We start from the raw sequence: 23831 nt of genomic DNA on the forward strand, positions 1-23831 counted from the left end.
ACATAATTAATTCACTAAATTAATAAATAGGAGGTAACCATGAGGAACCTTTCATTTACTCTTTTATTGGCTTTAATCTTTTGTGCTAATAGTTTAATGGCACAATATTTAAGCGATTATATTGAAGAATTTAGAGGAGATACTGCTGTTGTTAAACCTGGAGACAACACTCTTTATGGAGCAATTGTTTATGATACATTAGCAACAAATGGAAGAGTATATCTTTTGAAAAAAAATGAGGTTTATAGCCTTGCAAGTAATCCGACCACAAGCGATAAAATTCATACTGTTATTGTAGGTGAAGATAGCAGACGTCTTGTAAATAACAATGATCCTGATTCACATCCACCTGTAATTTGTGGCTCAGGTACAAATACTGGCGGTATAAATTATGGCGGTGATGTTACTGTTAAAAATGTTAATATGGTACCTGCTTCTGCAGCAAATAACCTTGGTTGGACTTTCTTCTGGGGTTCAAAAGCTGGCAGTACCGTTACTCTCGAAAATTGTTTGTTCGAACGTACAAGATGGGTCTTCGTTGCTTCAAATCAAGTTGAAGGTACAAAACTCTATATCAAAGATTGCTACTTTGTAAACATGAGTGGACAACCCTGCAGAAGAAATGGTGGCGTTTATGATAATGTTGAACATAACACTGATGTAATCTGGGTTGAAAATAGTACTCATGTAATGGCACAGGGAATGTTATATAAATTCAGAAATTATCCAATTAAGGAATTATTCTTTAATCATAATACTTTTGTTAATTGTGCCGGCCCAGTATTTGAAAATCAGGGTTATGTAAGTAACATGATTGTTGCTAATAATATTTTTGTTAATAGCAATATGCAACCATATTGCCCATCATTAGATTTAAGTGAAACTGATCTGGATTTGTTACCAACTGGACTTATCAACGTCAGAGATTTACCACCAGATTATGAACAGGTAGATAGAAAAATTCTGGTTACAAATAATAATGCTTACTGGGATAGTTATTTTGCAGATATGCATCAGGTTCTTAAAGAAAGAAAAACAAATAATACTGATCAGTGGTTCTCCCAAATGATCAAAATGAATTCACGTACTCAGGCCATGTTCGACGACAATCAAAAATATCCATACCTTGTTGAAGGAAACTGGTATTCTGAAGATCCACAATTTACAGATCCACAAGATCTGTTCAGTGATGAAATGAAAGCCCATATTAGAGAATTTGTTTTAAATACTGTTGATACAACCAATAGTACAGCTGTATTGAATTTATGGAGAAAGGTTTATAGCGAAGCTGAATTTCCACATGTTTCTGATTGGCCAATCCCTGTTAATCTTTCATACAAAAATTCAACTTTGTTAAAAGCTGGTTTGGGTGGTTTCCCACTTGGAGATTTAAACTGGTTCCCTGAGAAAAAAGCTCAATGGTTAGCACAAAGAGATGCTGAAATAGCAGCTCTAAAAGATGCTTTGAACAAAGGTCAATTGCCCACAGATGTTAAGAGTGATGTAGTACCAACTAATTTCTATGTATATCAAAACTATCCTAATCCATTTAACCCATCCACTACAATCTCTTTTGAATTGCCACAATCCGGTAATGTTGTAGTAAAAATTTATAACGTAATGGGTCAGGAAGTAAAAACATTACTAAACGGATTTAGAACAGCTGGTTATAATGTAGTTAATTTTGATGCTTCAGATTTATCAAGTGGAGTTTATATTTATAATGTTAATTTCAATGGTCAGAGTATTTCAAAGAAAATGGTTCTTATGAAATAATATTCTGGTTGTAATATTAATTATTATCAGACGGAGCAATTTTTTGCTCCGTCTGGTTTTTTAAAAGATATATTTCTAACTTTTTAATATTCTCGGGATTAACAATAATGATTAAAAATAAATTCTCTTGCCCCTTAAAATCATTAATTCTCGTTTTATTTTTATTCTCTTCTCTTCTTGCAGAAGATAAAAATAATTCTGAAATAATTGCTAAAATTGGAAGTAATTATACCATCAGTTTCTCTGACCTTAAAAATTATGTATACGAAAATTTTTATCACAAAATTTATTTGAAAGAAAAATCAAAGGGCTATCTACCAGCACTTGAACAGATAATTAATAAAAGACTAAAAGTAATCGACTTTTTTGAACGCGGGCTCGATAAAAATAAAACTCTGGTAAGTAAACTAAACAGAATATTAAACGAAGAATTATACAATGAATATTATGAAAAATATTATTCAGAAAAATATGTAACTGAATCTAACATACAGAAAGTTTATCAAAGTATGGGTCGCACTGTCTATTTCCAGCAAATATTATTACATAAAGGTCTCGACTTAAGAGAAGCAATTATTGACTCAATTAAATCACTGGCAATGAATTTAAAAAAACAAGCAGAAGAAGGAAAAGATTTTACAGCTTTAGCTAAAATTTTTTCTGACGATACCTTAACTATTGGATCAACATTAAAAGCAGATTGGAAGAAAAATTTATTATCACCGATCTATAATATAATATTTAATCTTCCCAAAGGAGCTATACGAGTTCTTGAAGATAGTCAATCATTTTATGTAATTAAAATTATTGATGTTGAATATACAGATGTTGAACCTCTCGAAAAAGTTATTGATGATATAAAAAGCACACTTAAAACTGCTTTTTCGTATTCAAGTATAAAAGATTTTGAAAATGAACAATCAAAATTAATAGATGAAAAATCAATTAAATGGAATCAGAGTGCATTAAATAAATTAGTGACCTGGTCTAAAATACCTGGCTTTTATGATGGCTTGTATAAAGATACTATTCAAAATGCATTATCAAAAGGTAAGAACTTTAGAATACTTTCATCTTCTCGATACAAAGTCGATTTGAAAAAATATCTTCAACTACTTGATGAAGTTTTAATATTGGGGCGTTCCACAATTATAAAAGAACAGGATATTAAAAATTTTATTCTCGAAGCCCTTAAAATTGAAGCTATTGCCAATAAAGCTCGCAAACTGGGAATGTTTAACGATGTATTTAATCCATTCACTAAAAGTCAAATACTGGTAGATGAAATAGCCAAACTATATGATTCTGAAATTATCGAGAAACAAATACCAGAACCAGATGAAAAAAATTTAAAAATGTTCTATGAAGAAAATAAAGATTCTCTGTATTATCAATTAGCAAAAGTTAACATCTATGTTGCATTTGCAAGCGACACAATTAAAATTGATAGTTTGAAAAAGAAATATTCAAAAGGTATCCCATTTGAAAAATTAGATAATAGAATTTTCGTAAAAAGATTTATTCGTCAAAAAGATGGCTCAATCAAAGCAGACCATTTAGATCAAGACACATCATTAGCAAGTATAGCATTTAAATTGAATCAAGATGAAATAGCAGGACCAATTAAATATGAAAGTTCGGATTCAAGTAAAAAATTTGCACTAATAAAATGTGTTCATAAAAGAGAAGAAAAACAATTACTTTATGATGATGTTAAGAAAAATATTAAAGACGATTTTATTAAATTCTATAGAGATAAAATCTCTAAAGAAATATTAAATAACCTAACAACCAGGTATGGTGTTGAAATTTATTATGAATCATTAAAAAAGAAGCTTTCTGAAATTGGTATTGTTTTAAATTAAAATTTCCTGGAGATATAAAACCTGTTTTTCATACCTGTTTTTTAAAATAATACTTAAACGCATAATCCAAGCATATCTAATTAAGGAGGCAAAATGTTAGAAAGAGAATTCAAAATTTTTAGAACAATATTCTTTATAATTATAATGATAGGATTATCTGTAAATAATTATTGCCAGAAATTAAAGCTTAATGATCTTGAATATTTTGAATCTCGTGGATTTGATGTTTTTGTTTTCAATAATCAATACAATGGTTTCTTCTTTGATGAAAAAACTGCAGGGATTGAATTTATTCATCATGGTGTAAGAACAGCAACCGGAGGAGCAGTAAGATTAAGACATACACCAGAACAATGGGATCTGGTTCCAATGCTGATTGATAAAAAAGTTGATAAAGAAAATAATAGCATAACAGTCAAACTTGAATATGATAAATATAATTTTATTTCAAATGTAACAGTAACAGGTAAAGAAGATGGAATTATTATAAGTGTATTCTTAGAAAAACCTTTGCCTGCTGAACTCGTTGGTCATGCTGGTTTTAATTTAGAATTTCTACCTTCAGCTTATTTTGAAAAAACATATTTAATTGATGGTAAACCAGGTGTGTTTCCTTTATATCCTTCTGGACCTGTAAAAGTAAAACCAAATACAGATAAAATTCCCCAGTTTGCCAACCATAATACTTTTGATGATAGAGGTCGAAATGAATACGTTGATCCAGAACCTATTGCAGTTGGAAAAACAATAATTCTTGCACCAGAAGATCCCGAAAGACGAATTCAAATTAATTCTTTAATGAATGATATTATGTTATTTGATGGACGTAATGTTGCACAGAATGGATGGTTTGTTGTGCGTAGTTTAATTCCAGAAAATAAAACAGGAAAAGTTGTTGAATGGATTATAAAAGCATCTACAATTAACAACTGGGTTCGTCAACCAAATATTGCATATTCACAAGTAGGATATCATCCAGCACAAAAGAAACTTGCTATTATTGAATTAGACAAAAATGATACCTTTAAAAATGATGCTACACTCTACAAGCTATATCCCGATGGAGAAACTAAAAAAATATTTACAGGCAATATCGTTCAATGGGGAATTTTTCTCAGATACAAATATGGAATTTTTGATTTTAGTTCAATAACAGATACTGGTTTATTTATAATAGAATATGAAACTCAAAAAACAAAACCATTTATGATAAGTAAACATGCATATGAAAATATATGGCAGCAAACGCTTGGTATCTGGTTCCCGGTTCAAATGGATCATATGTTTGTAAACGAAGCTTATAGAGTATGGCATGGTGTTCCATATAAAGATGATGCTTTGCAGGCACCACCAAATCATATTCATTTTGATGGATACAAAATGGAATCTACAACAGACACAAAATACAAACCTTATGAACGTATTCCTGGCTTAGCTGTTGGAGGCTGGTTTGATGCAGGTGATTTTGATATTCAAACTGGTTCACATTGCGATGTGATTTTAAATTTTGTTGATACATGGGAACAATTTAAGTTGAATTATGATCAGACTTACATAGATCAAAAACAAAGATATGTTGATATACATAGACCTGATGGTATACCTGATATTATTCAACAAATTGAACATGGAACACTCCAGCTTGTAGCTCAGCAAAAATATATTGGACATGCAGTTAGAGGAATTATTGTTGGAAATCTTCATCAATATCATCATCTTGGTGACGCTTCAACTGTTACAGATAATCTACCATATAATCCTTCCTTAAAACCATATGAGACAGATGGAAAATCAAGTGGCACTATGGATGATAGATGGGTTTTTACCAATAGAGTTACCTGGTTAAATTATTATGCTTCTGCTGCACTTGCAGCATCTTATAGAGCATTAAAAGATTATAATAAAGACCTTGCAGAAGAAGCATTAACTGAAGCAATTAAAGCCTGGAAAAAAGAACAATTAGAAGGACCAAGAAAATTAAACATCTGGGAAGAACGACGAGGTACAAGTACAGAACTTTTAGCAGCACTCGAATTATTTAAATCCACCAACGATGAATCTTACAAAAAATATTTCATTAACAAAATCTGGGATGCTTTAAACGATTCTACAATTGCCTGGAATATGTCAATTGCAATAAAAGCAGTTCCATATTTTGATAAAGAATATAAAACCAAATTAAAATCATATGTTGAAAAATATAAAAGTATTATGGACAAATTATTAGAAAATAATCCTTTTGGAGTTCCATTACAAACAAGAGGCTGGGGAGCTAATAGTGTAATTATTAATCAGGCAATTACCAATTATTACCTTAACAAACATTATCCTGAAATAATTGATCCTGAATATGTATTCCGTGGTTTGAACTATATTCTTGGTTGTCATCCATATTCCAATATTTCATTTGTATCTGGTGTGGGAGTTCAATCTAAAAAAATTGCTTATGGCGGTAATAGAGCAGATTTTAGTTTTATTGCTGGAGGTGTTGTTCCAGGATTACTCATTCTAAAACCAGATTTTCCAGAAAATAAAGAAGATTGGCCCTTCTTATGGGGTGAAAATGAATATGTTATTAATATTTGTGCAGCTTATATATTTCTTTCGAATGCTGTAAATAATCTGGTTAATTCTCTTTAATAAAATTCTTAATTGATATGTTTTTCTATTTCCAGAGCATTTAATAATGAAAAACGAAAATCTGTTAATCTATATAGTTACATTCTTTCTATCTATTACTGTGATTAGTTTTGAAATTATTTCAACGCGTGTTAGTTCTGTTATATTTGTGCATAATTATGCATTCATTATACTATCTTTTGCAATTTCTGGGTTGGGATTCGGAAGCATTTATTCATTTTATAAATTAAAATCCATTCAAAAAGAAAATGCAACGAATTTAATTTTTAGATTCCTTACTTATTATGGTTTTTCACTGGCACTATTTATTTTAATCATCACACTATTTTCAATTACAAATCACTTTTTATTTTTTCTCTTTTTATTTATTCCTTTCTTTATAGCTGGAATTTTATATTCCCAAATTTTCAAGCTTTATTCTGATTATAGTTTTAAACTTTATGCTGCTGATCTAACTGGTGCAGCACTGGGTTCATTATTGCCGCTTTTATTATTAAATATTCTGGGTGCTTCGAACTTCATTTTACTTTTATCGCTAATAATTATATTTATTTCTTTCTCATTTAAATTCGTAAAAGAAAAACCAACAGTTGCACCAGTCCCAATTATTTTATTAATAACAATTATTCTTGTTTTCATAAATGGTAGTCGAGATCTAATTGGCAAAATTCCAATAGGTAAATTTGATGAAAAAGATTTTTATTACGTCTATCCAGATCCAGAAATAAAAGCAAATATTTTAGAAAGCCGATGGAGTATTTATGGAAGAACAGATCTTGTAGCATATAGCCATCAAGATGTGGTTCGCCAGATGTTTATTGATGGTGCTGCTGGAACTCAAATGTATCGATTTAATGGAAACATTCAAAAAGCAGGAAAGACTTTATTAGAGTTATTACTTGAACATACAACAACAATTCCTTTCCTTTATCTCAATGAAAATCAAAAAGATTCAATGTTGATAATTGGTCCAGGTGGAGGCAAAGAAGTTTTAATTGGATTATTCGCAGAAGTAAAAAATATTACCGGCGTAGAAGTCAATCCCGATTTTGTCAACATGGTAAAAGATTACAAAAATTATAATGGTGGAATTTATACGAATTTCCCAAATGTCAATATTATTATAAAAGAGGGACGCAATTATATCAAACAGGTAAATAAAAAATTTGATTTAATTGTAATTGCTCTTCCTTCTACAAAACAGTTGCAGAACATTGATGCTTTAGCTATGAATGAAAATTATTTGCTTACTGTTGAAGCATTAAATGATTACCTAAATGTACTTACACCCGAAGGTATGTTAATTTTTACATTACACAATAAATGGGAACTTCTACGTTTTATTGTTACATCAATGAAAGCTTTTGAAAAAAATGGAATCAAAAATCAAAACTTTGTTAATCATGTTATAGTTTTAGAATCTGATTATGCACCAACAATCTTAATTAAAAAAACACCTTTCAAAAAAGAAGAATTAATTAAGTGGAATAAAAAACAGAATGAATTACCCGCCCGTTTTCATAAAATAACTTTTATGCCTTATCTGAATAATGAAGCAAATTTTAATAATGTTACAGGTTCTATAATAAATAATTTTTTATATGGTATTTCTACTTCTCAATTTACACTTAATGAATTTATTGAAGAACACCCATATGATATAACTCCATGTTACGATAATAATCCCTTTTTCTACAAAGTATCAAAATTTTTACCATCAGAGTACACTGGACTTTTTTTCACAATATTCATAATAAGTTTGATTTTTGTTTTAAAACTATTAACTCAATTTAAAAAAGAATTAGTTAAGTCAAAGATTCTTACTCTTCGAAAGCTTTTAATTGTTTTTGCATCCATAGGTACAGGCTTCATGATTATAGAAGTAGTTCTATTTCAGAAAATGATTCTGTATTTAGGTTCACCAACTGTTTCTCTATCAATTTTATTATGTTCAATATTACTGGGAATGGGTGCAGGTAGTTACAGCGGAAATAAAATTATTTCTAATAATCATTACAAAAGGTTATTTGTTACAAGTTCATTAATAATTTTTTACGGATTAATCTTATTTCTAATTGTACCGGAATTTTTAAATCAATTAATGTCAATAAACCAGGTTATCTTAACAATAATAATCTTTTTATTAATTCTGCCACTTGGTTTTCTACTCGGGATACCATTCCCTACTTCAATTAAATTACTCAGAGAACAAAAATTAGAAAATTATATCCCATGGATGTATGGTATTAATGCCACATTATCTGTGTTTGGTTCTGTTTTTTCAATACTCTTAGCAATGTTATATGGATTTAATATTTCCTTTTTTGCTGGATTATTTTTCTATGCTTTGGTTTTAGTAGCATTTAAAGGTAAAACATCTTAACATATTAAATACATACAAAAATTTTTACCTGCAAAAAATATAATGATTAAACAATTCTTAATGGGAGAAAAATGATGACAAACAAAATTGTTTCACTCATTATTTACATAATCATTTTTAATATGAATATTATTTCACAGGAATTGCCACTATCTTATGATGTTGAAAATACTGGTACCAATTGCTCACTTCCACCTTTACCATCTATCAACGAGTTGCCTGTAATAAATCATTTACCAGATCCATTTATGTGGGCAGATACAACAAAGGGACGTATTAAATCCATAGATGATTGGAGATGTCGTCGTGCAGAAATTGGTGCACAAATTCAATATTATGAACTCGGAAAAAAACCTGAACCACCAGATACACTGTTAGCAACTTTTTCACCAGATAGCATATTGACAGTTACAATTATAGAAAATGGAGATACACTTATATTAACTTCAAAAGTTACTTTACCTGATGGCGAGGGACCATTTCCAGCTGTAATTGGCGTTGGTTTCGGGGGCGGAACAGGAAGTTTACCACCAGATATTTTTATAAATCGAAAAATTGCTACTATTCAATTCAGATTCTGGGAATTAGCACCCTGGGGTTTTGATATTAAAAGAGGAACCGGTGGATTTTATAAACTTTATCCTGATTCAAAAGTTGGATTCTTTACTGCATGGGCATGGGGTGTAAGTAGAATTATTGATGGGATAGAAAAAGCTCTTAAGACAAAAATCGATATGAAACGATTAGCCATAACGGGTTGTTCGTTTGCTGGTAAAATAGCACTATTCTCTGCAGCATTTGATGAACGAATTGCTCTAACAATTGCACAGGAACCGGGTGGTGGTGGAGATGCCGCCTGGAGAGTAACAGAAACTTTAAGTGGCAGTAGAGAAACTCTAAGAAATGCTCAGGGAGCTCCATGGTATCATCAAGACATTCGTCAATTCAATAATTTAGTAAATAAACTTTCATTCGATCATCATGAATTAATGGCTATGATTGCACCAAGAGCACTCCTTGTTCTTGGCAATCCAGATTATGAATGGCTTGCAGAAGAATCCGGTCATGTATCCTGTAAGGCAGCTAAAGAAGTCTGGAAAGCTCTTGGAGTTCCAGATAGATTTGGATTTTCTAAAGTAGCCGGTCATATTCATTGTCAACTACCCGATATTCAAAGACCTGAAGTTATAGCATTTGTAGAAAAATTTCTTCTGGGAAATAAAAATGTAAATACAAATATTGAAATCAGTCCATATAATCCAGACCTTACTAAATGGATTCCATGGAGTACTCCAGAACTTTCAACAGCCACAGATATACATGAAGAAGAAACAAAAAAAATTAGAAACTTCAATCTCAAGCAAAATTATCCTAATCCATTTAATCCCGAAACAATAATTTCATTCACATTAACAGAAAAAACAAAAGTCAGTTTGATAGTCTATGATGTTCTTGGAAAATTAATTAAAGTTCTTCTTGATGAAGAGAAAGAACCTGGTGAATATCAAATTAAATACACGCCAGATTCACTTTCTTCCGGGACTTTAATTTATCAGCTTAAAACTCCACAGGGTTCATTAAATAGAAAAATGGTTTATGTCAAATAAATTCATTACAAAATTATTCATGGTTTGAGATAATTCAGAATCTGTTTTAATAACAATTAATTTGCGAATGAAACTTATGCCACATAATTTGCTATACAAAATATTTCAGGTTATGTAGAATGCCAACATTTTTCAATTCCTGGTTACCTTTCATTTATTTATATGTAGGTGGTGGAATATTTTTTATTGCAGGATTAATATTAATCCGCAAAACCAAAGCATTAGATATGAGACTAAAGCGTCATCGATTCTGGTGGAAGGTTCTAATCTTTGGATATTTTTATTTTATGGCCATACATGCCTTTCTAATAATCGCCGCACTTTACTTGTGAGACTACCATGGAACAAATACACAATATAGGAACTCAACTCGACTGGGCAGTACTGGTTATATACATGATAACCATGCTGCTTTTTGGTTCATACTTTGCAAAATATAATAAAGATACAAATGATTTTTTCTTTGGGGGAAGAAGATTTAGCTGGTGGCTTATTGCAATGTCTATAGTTGCAACGGGAATAAGCAGTCATAGTTTTATAAAATATTCGGCTATGGGTTTTAAATATGGATTTTCTTCTTCAATGTCTTATATGAATGACTGGTTCTTTGTTCCCCTTTTTATGTTTGGATGGTTACCAATTATTATATATTCAAGAATTCGTTCAATCCCAGAATATTTTGAAAGAAGGTTTTCTCCATTTGCAAGGTTTTTAGTTACTGTCCTTCAACTACTTTACCTTATTGGATATGTTGGTATAGGCTTTCTAACTATGGGCAAAGCAATTATGCCCTTGATGCCAGAATATTTCTCATTCTTCGGTTATCAAATTCATGTTACATTAATGGGATTAATCTGGGTTACTGCAGCAATTACAGGAATTTATATAACATTTGGAGGACAAACAGCTGTTATCTTTACAGATTTAGTTCAGGGTACAATGCTCTTGGTTGCTGGCTTATTAGTATTCTTTCTGGGAATTTCATATGTAGGCGGATGGGATTCATTCTGGAATTTACTTCCTAAAAGCTGGAAATTACCATTTGCTGGATTTAATGAGCCCGCAGAATTTAATTCTGTTGGAACATTCTGGGAAGATGCAATTGCAGGATCTGTTGGTTTTCTTTTTATGAATATGGGTTTAATAATGAGATTTATGGCTACAAAAAGTGTTCACGAAGGAAGAAAAGCTGCAGCAGCAAATGTTCTTTTTATGTTACCAATCTCTGCTATTGTTGTTGGAGGTGGAGGTTGGGTTGCAAAAGCTATATCTGTTATGAATCCCAGTATTATACCTCCCGATATTAATCCTGATTCAGTTTTTATAGTTGTCTCAAATATATTAACTGGACCGGGAGTATTTGGATTTGTAGTTGCAGCAATAGCAGCCGCTCTTATGTCTACAGTAAGCACTCTGGTTAATGCTGCATCAGCAATTTATGTTAATGATGTTGATAGACCTATAAGAATCTGGCTCAAAAAACTAAGTAGAGATAAACATCTTCCTGAAAAAAAAGCAATGCTCGTTGCAAGAATTTCGACTGTGGGATTAACATTGCTGGGTGTATTAGCTGTTTATGCATTTGTTTCTTATCCTACAGTTTATCAAGCACATGCATTCTTTCATGCAACTCTTACACCACCATTAATGGTTGCAATCTTTTTTGGTGCTTTCTGGAAAAAATTTACTCCAGCTGGATTAATAACAACTGTTATTGGTGGAATCTCTTTAATGCTACTCGGAAATAGATTTCCGTATGAATTAATAAGACCAATTGCTCATGGCACACCATACGATCCCGTACATCCTTATACCTATATGAGTGCACTCTATAATCTAATTGTTTGTGTTTCACTTGCTGTTCTTACAACAGTATTTAGACGCCAACTTAAAAAGCTTTCTGACATTATTATAGATTCAAAAAAACATTTTATAATGTATCCAATAATTGGATTTACCGTTATTGTTGTTGTAGTAGATATTCTGGTTGCAGTTCTTAAATTAGAAACCTTCTCTCTTGAACTCTTATTAACATCTACTATCTTAGCATCTTTCTTTGTAGCATTAATTTCCACACATTATATTAAATACGATGCCGAGCGTCAAACTCAGGGTTTAACTATCTGGTCAATTAACAAAGCAATGGAAATGTATAAAGGAAAAAAAGTAAACGAGAGAGAAGGCGAAGTGGTAAAAGTTCACTGGAAATTAATTAAAGATGATAATGACGATGTAGTAAATTTTTCTGAACGGGATATGCACAAAATGGCTGCAGAAGTTGGCGATTTAGTTTATATATCAGACGCTCGAAAATATCTTGGTGGTTTGAAATCTGTGCACTCTGTTTATGGTGAACCTCATAATGAAGATGGTATAGTATATATAAGAAAAAGACATCTTGAACATGGTTTGTTTGTAGATGGGAGAATTCTTATTGCAGAAAAAGAAATGTAATAAAAATTAGAAAAGAGTCGATTTACTTTTAAGAAGTTCTTTTATAAGGTTCGATATGTTCATAAGAAATGTGTAGAATAATTTCTGATATAAACATTTCTAAAAATTCACTTGAGAAGCTAAAGTTTTATAAAGTCATCTTCTCTCAAAATAATTTTTTCAATAACCAAACTTTTCTTTTAATTTTCTTTCAACTATTGGTGGAACAAATTCTGATACATTACCATGAAATTGAGCAAGATTTTTAATAATGGTTGAATTAAGATATGTATATTTATCGTGTGGCATTAACAAAATAGTAGTAATTTCACCTGCTAATTTTCTATTCATAAGTGCCATTTGAAATTCATATTCAAAATCGCTAACTGCTCTTAATCCCCTGATTATTCCAATTGCACCAACCTGTTTTGCGTGGTCTACTACAAGTCCATCAAAAGAATCGACTATAACATTCTTAAAATCTTTTAAGCTCTCTCTTAACATCTCAAGTCTTTCTTCAACAGAAAAAAGTGCTGTTTTCATTGGATTGCGAGCAACAGTAACTACAACTTCTTCAAAAAGTTCACTGGCTCTTTCAACAATATCAATATGTCCATTTGTAACTGGATCGAATGTACCGGGATAAATTACTTTTGCCATGATTTTTCTCGTTAATATTTTTTAATTGTTTTCAAAAAGATAAATTAGACTATCCCCAATTTTCTTAAATGGTTCGCATTTAAAATTTTCTGTGTCTTCACTTTTTGTTTGAACAGAGCGTTCAACTATCATTATACCATTTTCAATTAAATAATTTCTTTCGATTATATTTCGAACAACCATATGAATATCATTTTTAAAAAATGGCGGATCTGCTAAAATTAAATCATATTTATCGTGATTTTTCATTCGAGTAAATTTTATTGCTTCTGTTTTGTATATCTTACAATTCTCTTCGGCATCAAGAGATAAAATATTTTCTTTAAGAACTTTTACAACAAAAAAATCTTTTTCAACAAAGTGAACTTCGGCAGCACCTCTACTCAGTGCTTCTAAACCCAGAGAACCTGAACCTGCATAAATATCACATACTTTTATTCCCTCAAAATCAATTTGATTTGATAAATAATTGAATAACGATTCTTTCACTTTGTCTGTAGTTGGTCGCACCAGTTTAGAATTCGGAAATTTAATAATTCTTCCTTTATATTTTCCTGCAATTATTCTCATATTACTCTAAGTGCCATTCCTGTTGCTGCCATAAATGAATTATATTGTGAAATATAAAAAGGATTATTCTTAAATGAATCATTAATTTTTAATTTTTCGAAGGGATTTATTTTTATCAATTTTCGATTAAACTTTTCTTCCAGTTTTAAAATCACCTCATCGGTTATGTTTTGTCCATTAATAATAATTTGATTTGCAGAATTAATATTAACTCCATACCTGTTCAGCTGTAAAAGGATATCATCAATAATATCGAGAATTTTTATAGTATCAAAAGTCTTAAAGAAAAAAGGAATTCTTCCTTCAAGAACTGCAAGAGATGAAAGCTTCTGGTCGATGTAAAAACTAAATGTTATATCATTATTTTTCTTTTCATCGAGTATATGCAAAAATGCAGTGGATGCGAGATGAGCATTATCAACATATTTTAATTCGAGGTTATTCACTTTACAAAATTTATTAATGATGTTAATTACATTTTTATTTAAGTAAAAAACTATAGCAACTTCTTCTGTTCTTATAGAAGTTTTATTTACTTCAATATGTTGAATTAGATAATCTTCGGATTTAAGGTGTGGATATAAAACCGAGAGTTCCCACTTAAAATGCTCGTTTAAATCTTTTTTTATTAATGTTGGTTCAAAAGGGATTTCAATAACTACAAAAAACTCATTTGCCAGTGAAAATGAAATAAATTTTGAAATCGGATTTTTCTTAGAAATTATTTTATTATAAGATTCCTGAAGAAGCGATATTATCTTTGATTCCGATTCAATATTAAAGCCCTTCTGCAGTGAAGGGCTTAAGTTTTCTTTGAAAATTATCTGGTCTATATTTTCCAGATAAAAAGATTTTTGTTTATAACTTATCTCAACAAACTGAAATTTAGTTTCAGTTAAATTTATGCCAATATGATTTTGATACACATTGACTCAGTTAATTTTATTCCCATGATGCTGTATGTTTAAGAGCATCACTTCTGAGGTCGCCAATTGTACCATAACCATCCGGGCATTCGATATAATATCTCTGACCAATTGTTTTAACAGAATCAATTTTAATTATTCTGCCAAGTCTATCAATTATTGTATCGGCTACAACAGAAGTATCCACTTTCAGTATATAAGGTCTTCCTGATTTGGGAGAATGTGTAATTGAATCCCAGACTAATCTTCCATCTGATAATTTCACAAATGGATTTGTTGATCTACCTGTTAAAGAGTCAACTCCTTCCATTGCTTTTTTAACACTGGGATCGGTTTTTAGAAAGTTAATTAAATCATTAAGATTATCTGTAAACCTTCCATATTTAGCTTCCCATAATTTTTCTGCTGCACGAAGATTCGACATTCTCAATCTCGATTCTTGTTTATAGTACTTTTCTTTTTCAAGAATTTCATTGGGATCTAAGTATGCAACTTTTATTAATACATATACCAGTATAGCAATAATAACATATAAAACTGCATGGATATACCATGGTTCTGACTTGTAACTCATTATTTCCTCCAAAAAAAGATTTACTTAATTGTAATTCGATTTTTTATTTTATCAAATTTTGCTCTGCCAATACCTTTAATCTTCAGCAAATCTTCAATCTTCTTAAAAGCTCCGTGTGTATTTCTGTAATTTATTATTTCTGCTGCTGTTTTTTCACCTATTCCCGGCAAACTTATAAATTCAGATATATTTGCTGAATTTATATTAATTAGCTCTAAGCTATCTTTTCTAATCCTTTGTGCTTTTTCTTTTAATTTTTTGTTGCTAAAATCTAAAAGTTCTTGTTGATAATCAACTTTTGCATTTACATATTTTTCTGAATTGATACTATCTGAAAAAATGATGTTTCTAAAAAGGCTATCTTCTTTTTCATAATTATATTCTAATAAATCTTTTCCATGACGATTCTTTAAAAAATTAATTGAAGCACCAACAAATAGTGCAATAAGTAAAAATAAAATTACTTTGATTTCGGTATCAGTAAAGCCAAATTTATGTGATATTTTTCTTAAAAGGTTAATATTAAACCTCTTACAAAGAAGAATCAAATAAAAGACTAATCACCAACTTTTATATTTGGCATTTTCTGAAGCTCTTTCAAAAGTTCTTTTTCTTTTGCAGTTACATTTTTAGGAACATGTATATTTATTTTAACAAGCTGATCACCTGCTCCATGGCTATTAAGGTGTTGTATTCCTTTATCTCGCATTTTGAGGAATTTGCCGGGTTGTGTACCGGGTTCAATTTTTAATTTTGCTTTTCCAGTTAATGTGGGAACTTCTACTTCGGTACCTAAAACTGCTTCTGGGAAGCTTATGTATAATTCATAAATAACATTATCACCATCTCTTGTAAAATATTCATGTGGCAATTCTTGAAATACAACAATAATATCACCAGCGGGGCCTCCATTTTTACCAACATTACCTTCCCCTTTTAAAGTCATATAACTACCATCGTGCACACCTGCAGGTACATTAATTTTAATTGTAGTTTCGCCATAAACTCTTCCATCACCAGAACAGGTTGGACATGGTTCCGAAATAACTTTACCTGTACCACCACAATTTTTGCAAGTTGTTATATTAACAAATTGTCCAAAGATCGAACGCGATACCTGTCGTATCTCTCCAGTTCCATTACATGCAGAACAGGTTTTATAACCCGAAGAAGCTTTAGCTCCGGTACCATTGCACGTTTCACATCTATTATATTTTTTAATTTTTACTTTCTTGGTTGTACCTGTAGCAATTTCTTCGAGTGTTAGTTTCAATGTAATTTTTATATCAGAACCAGGAGTTCCGGTTGTTTTCTTTTGTGTTCTTTGTGATGTTGTGGTTCCAAAGAAATCATCAAAGATTGATGAACCACCAAAAGCACTACCAAAAATATCTGAGAAGTGACTGAATATATCACTAACATTTTCAAAGCCTCTGTAGTCTTCGCCACCACGCAAACCACTATGACCATATCTATCGTATTTAGCTCGTTTTTCTGGATTGCTTAGAACTTCATATGCTTCGGCAGCTTCTTTAAATTTTTCTTCTGCTTCTTTATCGCCTGGATTTCTATCGGGATGATATTGCATTGCTAATCTTCTATAAGCTTTTCTTATTTCTTCTTCACTTGCATCTCTGCTTACACCCAATACTTCGTAATAATCTCTTTTAGCCATAAAATCTACCCTCAATTATTATTGGTTGAATTAATATTATTTTCATCTGGTTTATTTTCTTCTGACTTATTTTCTTCTTGAGTTATCTCTGAACTTACAATTACTTTTGCATGTCGAATTACTTTATCTTTATAAATATATCCATGTTCTAAAATCTCAAGAACAGTATGCGGTGGAACATCTGCTGCTGGTTTTTGCATTAATGCTTCGTGGAGTTCAACATCAAAAGGTTGACCAACAGCATCTATTTTTCTTACGCCATGTGAATCCAGAATTTTCGTAAACTTATCATAAATAAGCTCTAAACCTTTTTTCAGAGATTCAAAGTTATTATCATCTGTAATATGATTTAAAGAACGTTCGAGATCGTCGTAAATAGTTAATATGTTTTTAATAAAAGGTTCAGCAGCATATTTAATTATATTTAATTGATCGTTTTCGGTTCTTCTCTTATAATTTTCAAACTCAGCAGCTTTTCTTAAAAAAGCATCTTTTAATTCATTATTAGATTTTTCAAGTTCAGCAATTTTTTCTTCAAGTTCTTTAATTCGTTTCTCTGTTTCGTTTAAAATAGTCTCTTCCTGCTCAGAACTTTCTTGAGCAGTATTTTCCTGTTGTTCTTTCGGTAATTCTGATTGGTTATTTATTTCTTGTTTAATTGCGTCTTCCATAATCACCTTCTTTTCCATTTTTACTTTTTAGTTAATTCTGCAGAAAGTTGCTGTGCTACATAAACAACTGCAGCTATAATTTTTGAATAATCCATACGCTTAGGACCCATAATACCAACGGTTCCCTGCAAATCACCAATTTTATATTCTTTTGTTATCATGCTGTAGTCAGAAAATTTTTCATCACGGTTTTCTTCGCCAATTGTAACAACTACATCATCTTTGTTAGATGGTTGTTTCTTATCAAGAATATGTATGATAATATCTTTATTTTCAATTAATTCAATTATACTTTGAAATTGTTCATGATCAGCAAATTCAGGTTGTTTAAGAATATTTTTTGCACCGGATAAAACAATCTTGTCACTTTGAATATCTGTAAAAATTCTATCAACAGAATCAAGAAAAACTCTAACTATTGGACGATATGTTTCCTCATCAAAATTCTTTATTCTTTCACCTATTGTATTTCTAATTTCATAAAATTTTAATCCAGATAATTTTTCATTTAAAAATTGCTGAACTGCTGCTAATTGTTCTTCTTTTACCTCTGCATCAATCTCAAGTGTAATTGTTCTTATTAACCCGGATTTTACAGTAACAACTACAAGTATTCTTGTAGAAGATAATTGAACAATCTGAATCCTTTCGAGTACAGCCTGTTCAAATTTTGGATAGGTGACCATTGCAAGCTGATTTGTAAGGTCACTTAAAATATTTGTAGTTACTTTTAATAATTCTTCTGTCTCACTTGGAGCCTGACTTAAATTCACATCAATAATTTGTTTGGTCTGCATATCAAGCACCGGGGGATCCATTAAAGAATCAACATAAACACGATAGCCTTTATCAGTAGGCACTCTACCAGCAGACGTATGAGGATGATCCAGAAATCCTAATTCCTCCAGGTCTGCCATAATATTTCTAATAGAAGCTGGCGATAATCCAATATTATATTTTTTCGAAATGTTTCTTGAGCCTACTGGACTTGCGGTCAATATAAATTGATGAATCACAAATCTTAATATTGCCTTCTCTCTATCTTTTAATTGATACTCTTGCATAGACTTTTACACCTTAATCACAGATTCAAAAATATTAAAAATTGAACAATTTTTCAGATTAGATGATTTTATTTAGAATGCGTTGCATAAGACAACTTTACTTAAACCAAAGTTTCAAATGAATATTCGTATATTTGTAATTAAAATTTAAGAGGAACTCGTGGGAATAAGTTATAAAGATGCCGGTGTTAATATTCAAGCTGGCGAAAATACAGTAGATAGAATAAAAGCATTAGCAAAATCTACTTTTAATAATAATGTATTACACGGTATTGGACATTTTGGTGCATTCTATAAAATAGACTTAAATAAATGGAAACATCCAGTACTTGTTTCAAGTGTGGATGGTGTTGGTACAAAAATAAAAATTGCTATAGCACTGGATAAACACGATACAATTGGACAGGATTTAGTAAATCATTGTGTTAACGACATAGCTGTTTGTGGTGCTGAACCACAATACTTTATGGATTATATTGCATTTGGAAAATTAATTCCCGAAAAAGCCGAACAAATTATTAAAGGTTTTTCTATTGCATGTAAAGAAAATAATGTTGCTTTAATTGGTGGAGAAACTGCTGAAATGCCCGGACTTTATGCAGAAAATGAATATGATGTTGCTGGAACTATAGTCGGTTTAGTTGAACAAGAAAAAATAATTGATGGTAAATCTGTTACAAAAGGTGATATGCTTATTGGTTTTTCTTCAAATGGATTACATACTAATGGTTATTCGCTTGCAAGAAAAGTATTGCTTAACAAATACAAACTCGATGATAAACCTGAAGAATTAAATCTAACTCTTGGCGAAGAACTTTTAAAAATTCATAAATCTTATCTGCCTTTAATAAATTTATTGAAAGAAAATATTTCTATTAAAGCATTTTCACATATTACTGGTGGAGGAATAATTGGAAATACAAAAAGAGTTATTCCGGAAAATTTAAAAATGAAAATAGACTGGAATTCTTGGGAAGTACCTGCAATATTTGAATTAATTCAAAAAGCAGGAGAAATTGAAGACAACGAAATGAGAGAGGTCTTCAACCTTGGAATTGGACTTGTTGCAATCGTAAATAAAAATGATGTAGATAAAACATTAACTCTTGGCAAATCAATTGGTGAAACTGGATTTGTTATTGGAGAAATTACTTAAAGTCAATTTTTTGAATGAATATAACTTTTAATTTGTTCTATAATTTGTGAATTAGTTTATAAACCAAACAAAGAAAAAAATTATGTTTATAGATACACACGCACATCTCTTTTATCCAAATTTTAATGGCGAAGTTGATCAGGTTGTAAAAAGAGCAATTGAATCTGATGTAAAAGTCATCATAGTACCGGCAACCGATTTAATATCATCTCAACAAGCAATCGAACTTACAGAAAAATATGAGAATATTTATGCAGCTGTTGGTGTTCATCCCCATGATAGTAAAGAATGGAATGACAATATAATTAATAAACTGGAAGAACTTGCAAAAAATAAAAAAGTAGTTGCAATAGGCGAAATAGGACTGGATTATTATTATGATTTTTCGCCAAGAGATATTCAATTAAAAGCATTTGAAGAACAAATTCAATTAGCATTAAAATTGAAACTTCCTATTATTGTTCATAATCGTCAGGCAAACGATGATATAATGAATATTATAAGAAAATATAAAGATACAGGCTTACGTGCTCAATTTCACTGCTTTGCTGGTTCATTAAAAGATGCAAAAGAATTAATAGAAATGCATCATTTAATTTCCTTTACTGGAAATATAACTTTTAATAAAGCAGAAAGTTTGCGTCATATAGTATCTAATATTTCGATTGAAAGTATGTTACTCGAAACAGATTCACCTTTTATGACTCCAGTTCCTCACAGAGGAAATAGAAATGAACCGGCTTATATAAAATTAATTGCAGAAAAAATTGCTGAAGTTCAAAATCTAACTGTTGAAGATGTTGCAAGAGCTACAACTTATAATGTTTATAAATTATTTGGGATTGGAAGTAAACCTCCTGTTAGTTTCACTTATAAAATTGGTAATTCACTTTATATCAATGTAACCAATCGTTGTAATGCAGATTGTATATTTTGCGATCGAAAGGGAGATGCTGTAATCAATGGCTATAATTTAAAGATGAAAAAATCCGAAGAACCAGAAGCAGAAGTTTATATTAAAGAAATTGGTGATCCAAAAAAATATAAAGAGATAGTCTTTTGTGGCTATGGCGAACCTACAATAAGATGGGAAGTTGTTAAAAAAATTGCAAAATATGTTAAAGATAATGGTGGAATAACAAGATTAAATACAGATGGTCATGGAAATGTTATAAATAAACGAGATATTACACCAGAACTCGAAGGTTTAATTGATGTTGTCTCAATAAGCTTAAATTCTGTTGACCCAGAACAATATGCAAAATTAATGCGAGTTGATCCGTCACTTCACGCAGAGATGATTGACTTTGCAAAAAAAGCAAAAAAATATTCACGTGTTGTAATGACTATAGTTGGTATGAACGAAGTTGATTCTGAAGCAGCAAAAAAATTTGTAACAGATGTACTTGGAGTTGAATTTAGAGAAAGAGAATATTTTTCATAAAATGAATATAACTTCTCACTCAAAGTGGCAAAAATTATCACTTATTTTGGCAAAATAAAATGTTATATATTATAATATTTATTATTAAAGATGGTGTGACATATTGTCATAATTTCGTAAAAATTCTTGTAGTAAAGCCTTTATTAAATCCTTTAATGTAAGAACAATCTTCCCAATAGATTTGTTTCATGTTCTTGAAAACTCTTTTATAATTTCTTGGGAAATGTTTCCAACTTATTGATTTTTCATCCTCAATAGTAATGATATTATTAGTTATTCGTATCATTTCATTGAATATCCATTCACTTTTTTTATGAATGTGTTCTAATACTGCCATAGTAAATATCAAATCATATTCATTTTGTTTTATCTTTTTTATAACATTTTCTACAGCATCATTAATTATAATTACATTATCATAACATTGTTTATAATGTATGCTCATTAATTTAATAGCTTCTTTATTAATTTCTATACCGGTTAATTTTTTATAACCGTTTTTATATAAGTAATTTAAATTTCTACCAACATTACTGCCAATTTCTAATATTTTAATATTCTTATCCGGGAACCATTTGTTTATTAGGTTTATTAAATAAATTGTTCTTTCATTTGTATTATTATTATCTAAATAATATACTGGGTTATTATTTTCATCAGGATTTTCCCAATATCCCAAATTATATTTTAAATCTTTAGTTTTAATTAATGATAATATTTTTTTTATCATAATCCTAAATTTATTAGTAATTGGCTTAATCCTTGAATATTACTAAATACTACTACAGGATAACTATATGTATTTGAAGGTTCATCAACTGTTATTCCTATACCATTAAATTTATTTTCAGGATGGAAAAATATCTGATAGCCTGGATTTCTGCCTTCATTAGTAGTATATGTATATATTGTTTTAATTGTATTAGATAACCATCCATTTGTATTATTAAATACTTCTTTAGCAAGCCCATAAATTACATTAAGTTTCTGTGGGGAAGATGGTCTTAAAGTATAGTAAAGTGCTAGTATGCCAATACCGTTATAATCAATATAATTTAAATCAGGCATTGGTACTTGACCAGAAGTACTTGGGGTCCAACTAATGCTTGTAATATATCCCATATTAGTCCAGGTAATTCCATAATCATCAGATTTAAATTGCATAAAATTATTACCATTGTCAACTCTAGATACTATTATAAATCGTCCACCACCAATATATACTGCAGAAGATTCGGTAGTTTTAATAGTTCCAGAATAAACGTTGTAACTAGTCCAAGTTATTCCGTTGTCATTTGATTTCATCAAAAAAACATTATATGTATTGTTTGATGTATTAATCCCATACCATGTTTGATATAATGTACCATTTTCATCATATATTAATTTACCATACGTACTATAAGCGTTTGTATTTTGAGTATCAATAAAATTCTCATTACTCCAAGTAAGACCATCATCATCACTATACCTATATGCAATTGCTTGCCAGGTTGTTGCTTGGTAATATTTCCCATAAAATATTATCAATCTACCATTTTTTGTATAACCCCCAGCGCAATTTCTTAAATCATAATTATTTTCTGAAAATAATAAAATAGGTGTTGACCAGGTTTTTCCACCATTTGTGCTTTTTATCATTCTTATTAAACTATTATTTGAGATGTGTGCTGTACCTGTACGAAATATCCAGATCATTGTACCATTTAAAGGATTAACACATAATATTCCAAAATGATGATATGAACTATCTTGCAAAATTGTAAGATTAAAATTATCAGACGCTATAGTAGATCGTAATGGGAACAAAAAATTAACTCCTCCACTTCCACCTCCACCTCCACTTGGTGTGCTCCATTGTCCTAATCCATTAAGATATTGATTTGCGTCCCCACTTAACTTCGGCAAAAATCCGTGTCTGGTTACTGATGCATTAGTAGTTGTTTCATCCTGCAAACTTAAATCTGTGTCTTTTACCTGTACCCAATTTCCAAGTCCATTAAAAAATTGTGCTGCAATGCCACTTAATTTCGGTAAAAATCCATGTCTTGTGCTTGTGGCATTAGTAGTTGTTTCATCCTGCAAACTTAAATCTGTGTCTTTTACCTGTACCCAATTTCCAAGTCCATTAAAAAATTGTGCTGCAATGCCAGAAAGCTTTTTCATTAAACCATGACGTGTTGTACTTACATCTAAATTAGTATTATCAATTGGTTCGCCAAGTTGATCAATTCTTATACCTGAAATTAAAGTTGCAGGTGTAACTTTTTTGTTTTTATTCGATAAATCAGTTTCGCTCGCATCAACAATTTCGAGGTAATCGTTAGCAGCATCAACTTGTGTTAATGTTGTCATCTCTGTAATTTTTTTATCTGCCATTTTTAAAC

19 protein-coding genes are annotated in these 23831 nt (G+C 30.5%); 9 read left to right on the top strand and 10 right to left on the bottom strand.

The window, feature by feature from the left end:
• Positions 1-39 precede the first annotated feature (39 nt).
• From VJY38_RS05765 to VJY38_RS05795, 7 genes are all read left to right on the top strand, one after another.
• A complete protein-coding gene (locus tag VJY38_RS05765) occupies positions 40-1776 on the top strand; it encodes a T9SS type A sorting domain-containing protein (protein ID WP_353679721.1) in 1737 nt (578 codons plus the stop codon).
• 107 nt (positions 1777-1883) lie between these two features.
• A complete protein-coding gene (locus tag VJY38_RS05770; protein ID WP_353679722.1) occupies positions 1884-3641 on the top strand; it encodes a peptidylprolyl isomerase in 1758 nt (585 codons plus the stop codon).
• Positions 3642-3734: 93 nt separating this feature from the next.
• On the top strand, positions 3735-6281 hold the full coding sequence (locus VJY38_RS05775) for a glycoside hydrolase family 9 protein (RefSeq protein WP_353679723.1): 2547 nt from the start codon (positions 3735-3737) through the stop codon (positions 6279-6281).
• Between the two features lie 46 nt (positions 6282-6327).
• Positions 6328-8664: a spermidine synthase gene (locus tag VJY38_RS05780; RefSeq protein WP_353679724.1), complete on the top strand. Its 2337-nt coding sequence runs from the start codon at positions 6328-6330 to the stop codon at positions 8662-8664.
• 71 nt (positions 8665-8735) lie between these two features.
• Positions 8736-10271 (top strand): glucuronyl esterase domain-containing protein, encoded by a 1536-nt coding sequence (locus VJY38_RS05785; protein ID WP_353679725.1) that lies wholly within the window; start codon positions 8736-8738, stop codon positions 10269-10271.
• Between the two features lie 119 nt (positions 10272-10390).
• Positions 10391-10603 carry a hypothetical protein gene (locus tag VJY38_RS05790; RefSeq protein WP_353679726.1) on the top strand — a complete coding sequence of 71 codons (213 nt, stop codon included), beginning with the start codon at positions 10391-10393 and terminating at the stop codon, positions 10601-10603.
• 7 nt (positions 10604-10610) lie between these two features.
• Positions 10611-12725, top strand: coding sequence for a sodium:solute symporter family protein (locus VJY38_RS05795; RefSeq protein ID WP_353679727.1), 2115 nt, complete (start codon positions 10611-10613; stop codon positions 12723-12725).
• 159 nt (positions 12726-12884) lie between these two features.
• Here the strand turns inward: VJY38_RS05795 and coaD are convergent, their stop codons facing one another.
• The 8 genes from coaD to hrcA are packed head-to-tail and all read right to left on the bottom strand — an operon-like array spanning position 12885 to position 18844.
• Positions 12885-13364: a pantetheine-phosphate adenylyltransferase gene (gene coaD, locus VJY38_RS05800; protein ID WP_353679728.1), complete on the bottom strand. Its 480-nt coding sequence runs from the start codon at positions 13362-13364 to the stop codon at positions 12885-12887.
• A 21-nt stretch (positions 13365-13385) separates the two neighbouring features.
• Positions 13386-13934, bottom strand: a complete 549-nt coding sequence (rsmD, locus tag VJY38_RS05805) for a 16S rRNA (guanine(966)-N(2))-methyltransferase RsmD (RefSeq protein ID WP_353679729.1) — start codon at positions 13932-13934, stop codon at positions 13386-13388.
• On the bottom strand, positions 13931-14860 hold the full coding sequence (locus VJY38_RS05810) for a type IV pilus biogenesis protein PilM (RefSeq protein WP_353679730.1): 930 nt from the start codon (positions 14858-14860) through the stop codon (positions 13931-13933). The genes rsmD and VJY38_RS05810 overlap by 4 nt, the downstream gene beginning before the upstream one ends.
• A 16-nt stretch (positions 14861-14876) precedes the next feature.
• The gene (locus VJY38_RS05815; protein WP_353679731.1) at positions 14877-15434 is read right to left on the bottom strand and encodes a hypothetical protein; all 558 of its coding nucleotides are present in this window, start codon (positions 15432-15434) and stop codon (positions 14877-14879) included.
• A gap of 20 nt (positions 15435-15454) precedes the next feature.
• Entirely contained in the window at positions 15455-15982 is a 528-nt protein-coding gene (locus tag VJY38_RS05820) for a helix-hairpin-helix domain-containing protein (RefSeq protein ID WP_353679732.1), read from the bottom strand.
• A gap of 8 nt (positions 15983-15990) precedes the next feature.
• Positions 15991-17109, bottom strand: coding sequence for a molecular chaperone DnaJ (dnaJ, locus tag VJY38_RS05825; RefSeq protein ID WP_353679733.1), 1119 nt, complete (start codon positions 17107-17109; stop codon positions 15991-15993).
• Positions 17110-17120: 11 nt separating this feature from the next.
• Complete coding sequence (gene grpE / locus VJY38_RS05830; RefSeq protein ID WP_353679734.1) at positions 17121-17780, bottom strand: nucleotide exchange factor GrpE; 660 nt, start codon at positions 17778-17780, stop codon at positions 17121-17123.
• A gap of 20 nt (positions 17781-17800) precedes the next feature.
• A complete protein-coding gene (gene hrcA, locus VJY38_RS05835) occupies positions 17801-18844 on the bottom strand; it encodes a heat-inducible transcriptional repressor HrcA (protein WP_353679735.1) in 1044 nt (347 codons plus the stop codon).
• Positions 18845-19004: 160 nt separating this feature from the next.
• Between hrcA and purM the strand changes: the two genes are divergently transcribed.
• Both purM and VJY38_RS05845 read left to right on the top strand, forming a co-directional pair.
• Complete coding sequence (gene purM, locus VJY38_RS05840; protein WP_353679736.1) at positions 19005-20000, top strand: phosphoribosylformylglycinamidine cyclo-ligase; 996 nt, start codon at positions 19005-19007, stop codon at positions 19998-20000.
• Positions 20001-20082: 82 nt separating this feature from the next.
• Positions 20083-21444: a TatD family hydrolase gene (locus VJY38_RS05845; RefSeq protein ID WP_353679737.1), complete on the top strand. Its 1362-nt coding sequence runs from the start codon at positions 20083-20085 to the stop codon at positions 21442-21444.
• Positions 21445-21550: 106 nt separating this feature from the next.
• Here VJY38_RS05845 and VJY38_RS05850 read toward each other — a convergent pair whose 3' ends face one another.
• Both VJY38_RS05850 and VJY38_RS05855 read right to left on the bottom strand, forming a co-directional pair.
• Positions 21551-22174, bottom strand: a complete 624-nt coding sequence (locus tag VJY38_RS05850) for a class I SAM-dependent methyltransferase (RefSeq protein ID WP_353679738.1) — start codon at positions 22172-22174, stop codon at positions 21551-21553.
• Positions 22171-23823 carry a sialidase family protein gene (locus tag VJY38_RS05855; protein WP_353679739.1) on the bottom strand — a complete coding sequence of 551 codons (1653 nt, stop codon included), beginning with the start codon at positions 23821-23823 and terminating at the stop codon, positions 22171-22173. Before VJY38_RS05855 ends, VJY38_RS05850 begins: the two co-directional genes overlap by 4 nt.
• Between the last annotated feature and the right edge of the window lie 8 nt (positions 23824-23831).

Origin of the sequence: Rosettibacter firmus, from assembly GCF_036860695.1 — a bacterium.
Classification (GTDB): Bacteria; Bacteroidota; Ignavibacteria; order Ignavibacteriales; family Melioribacteraceae; genus Rosettibacter; species Rosettibacter firmus.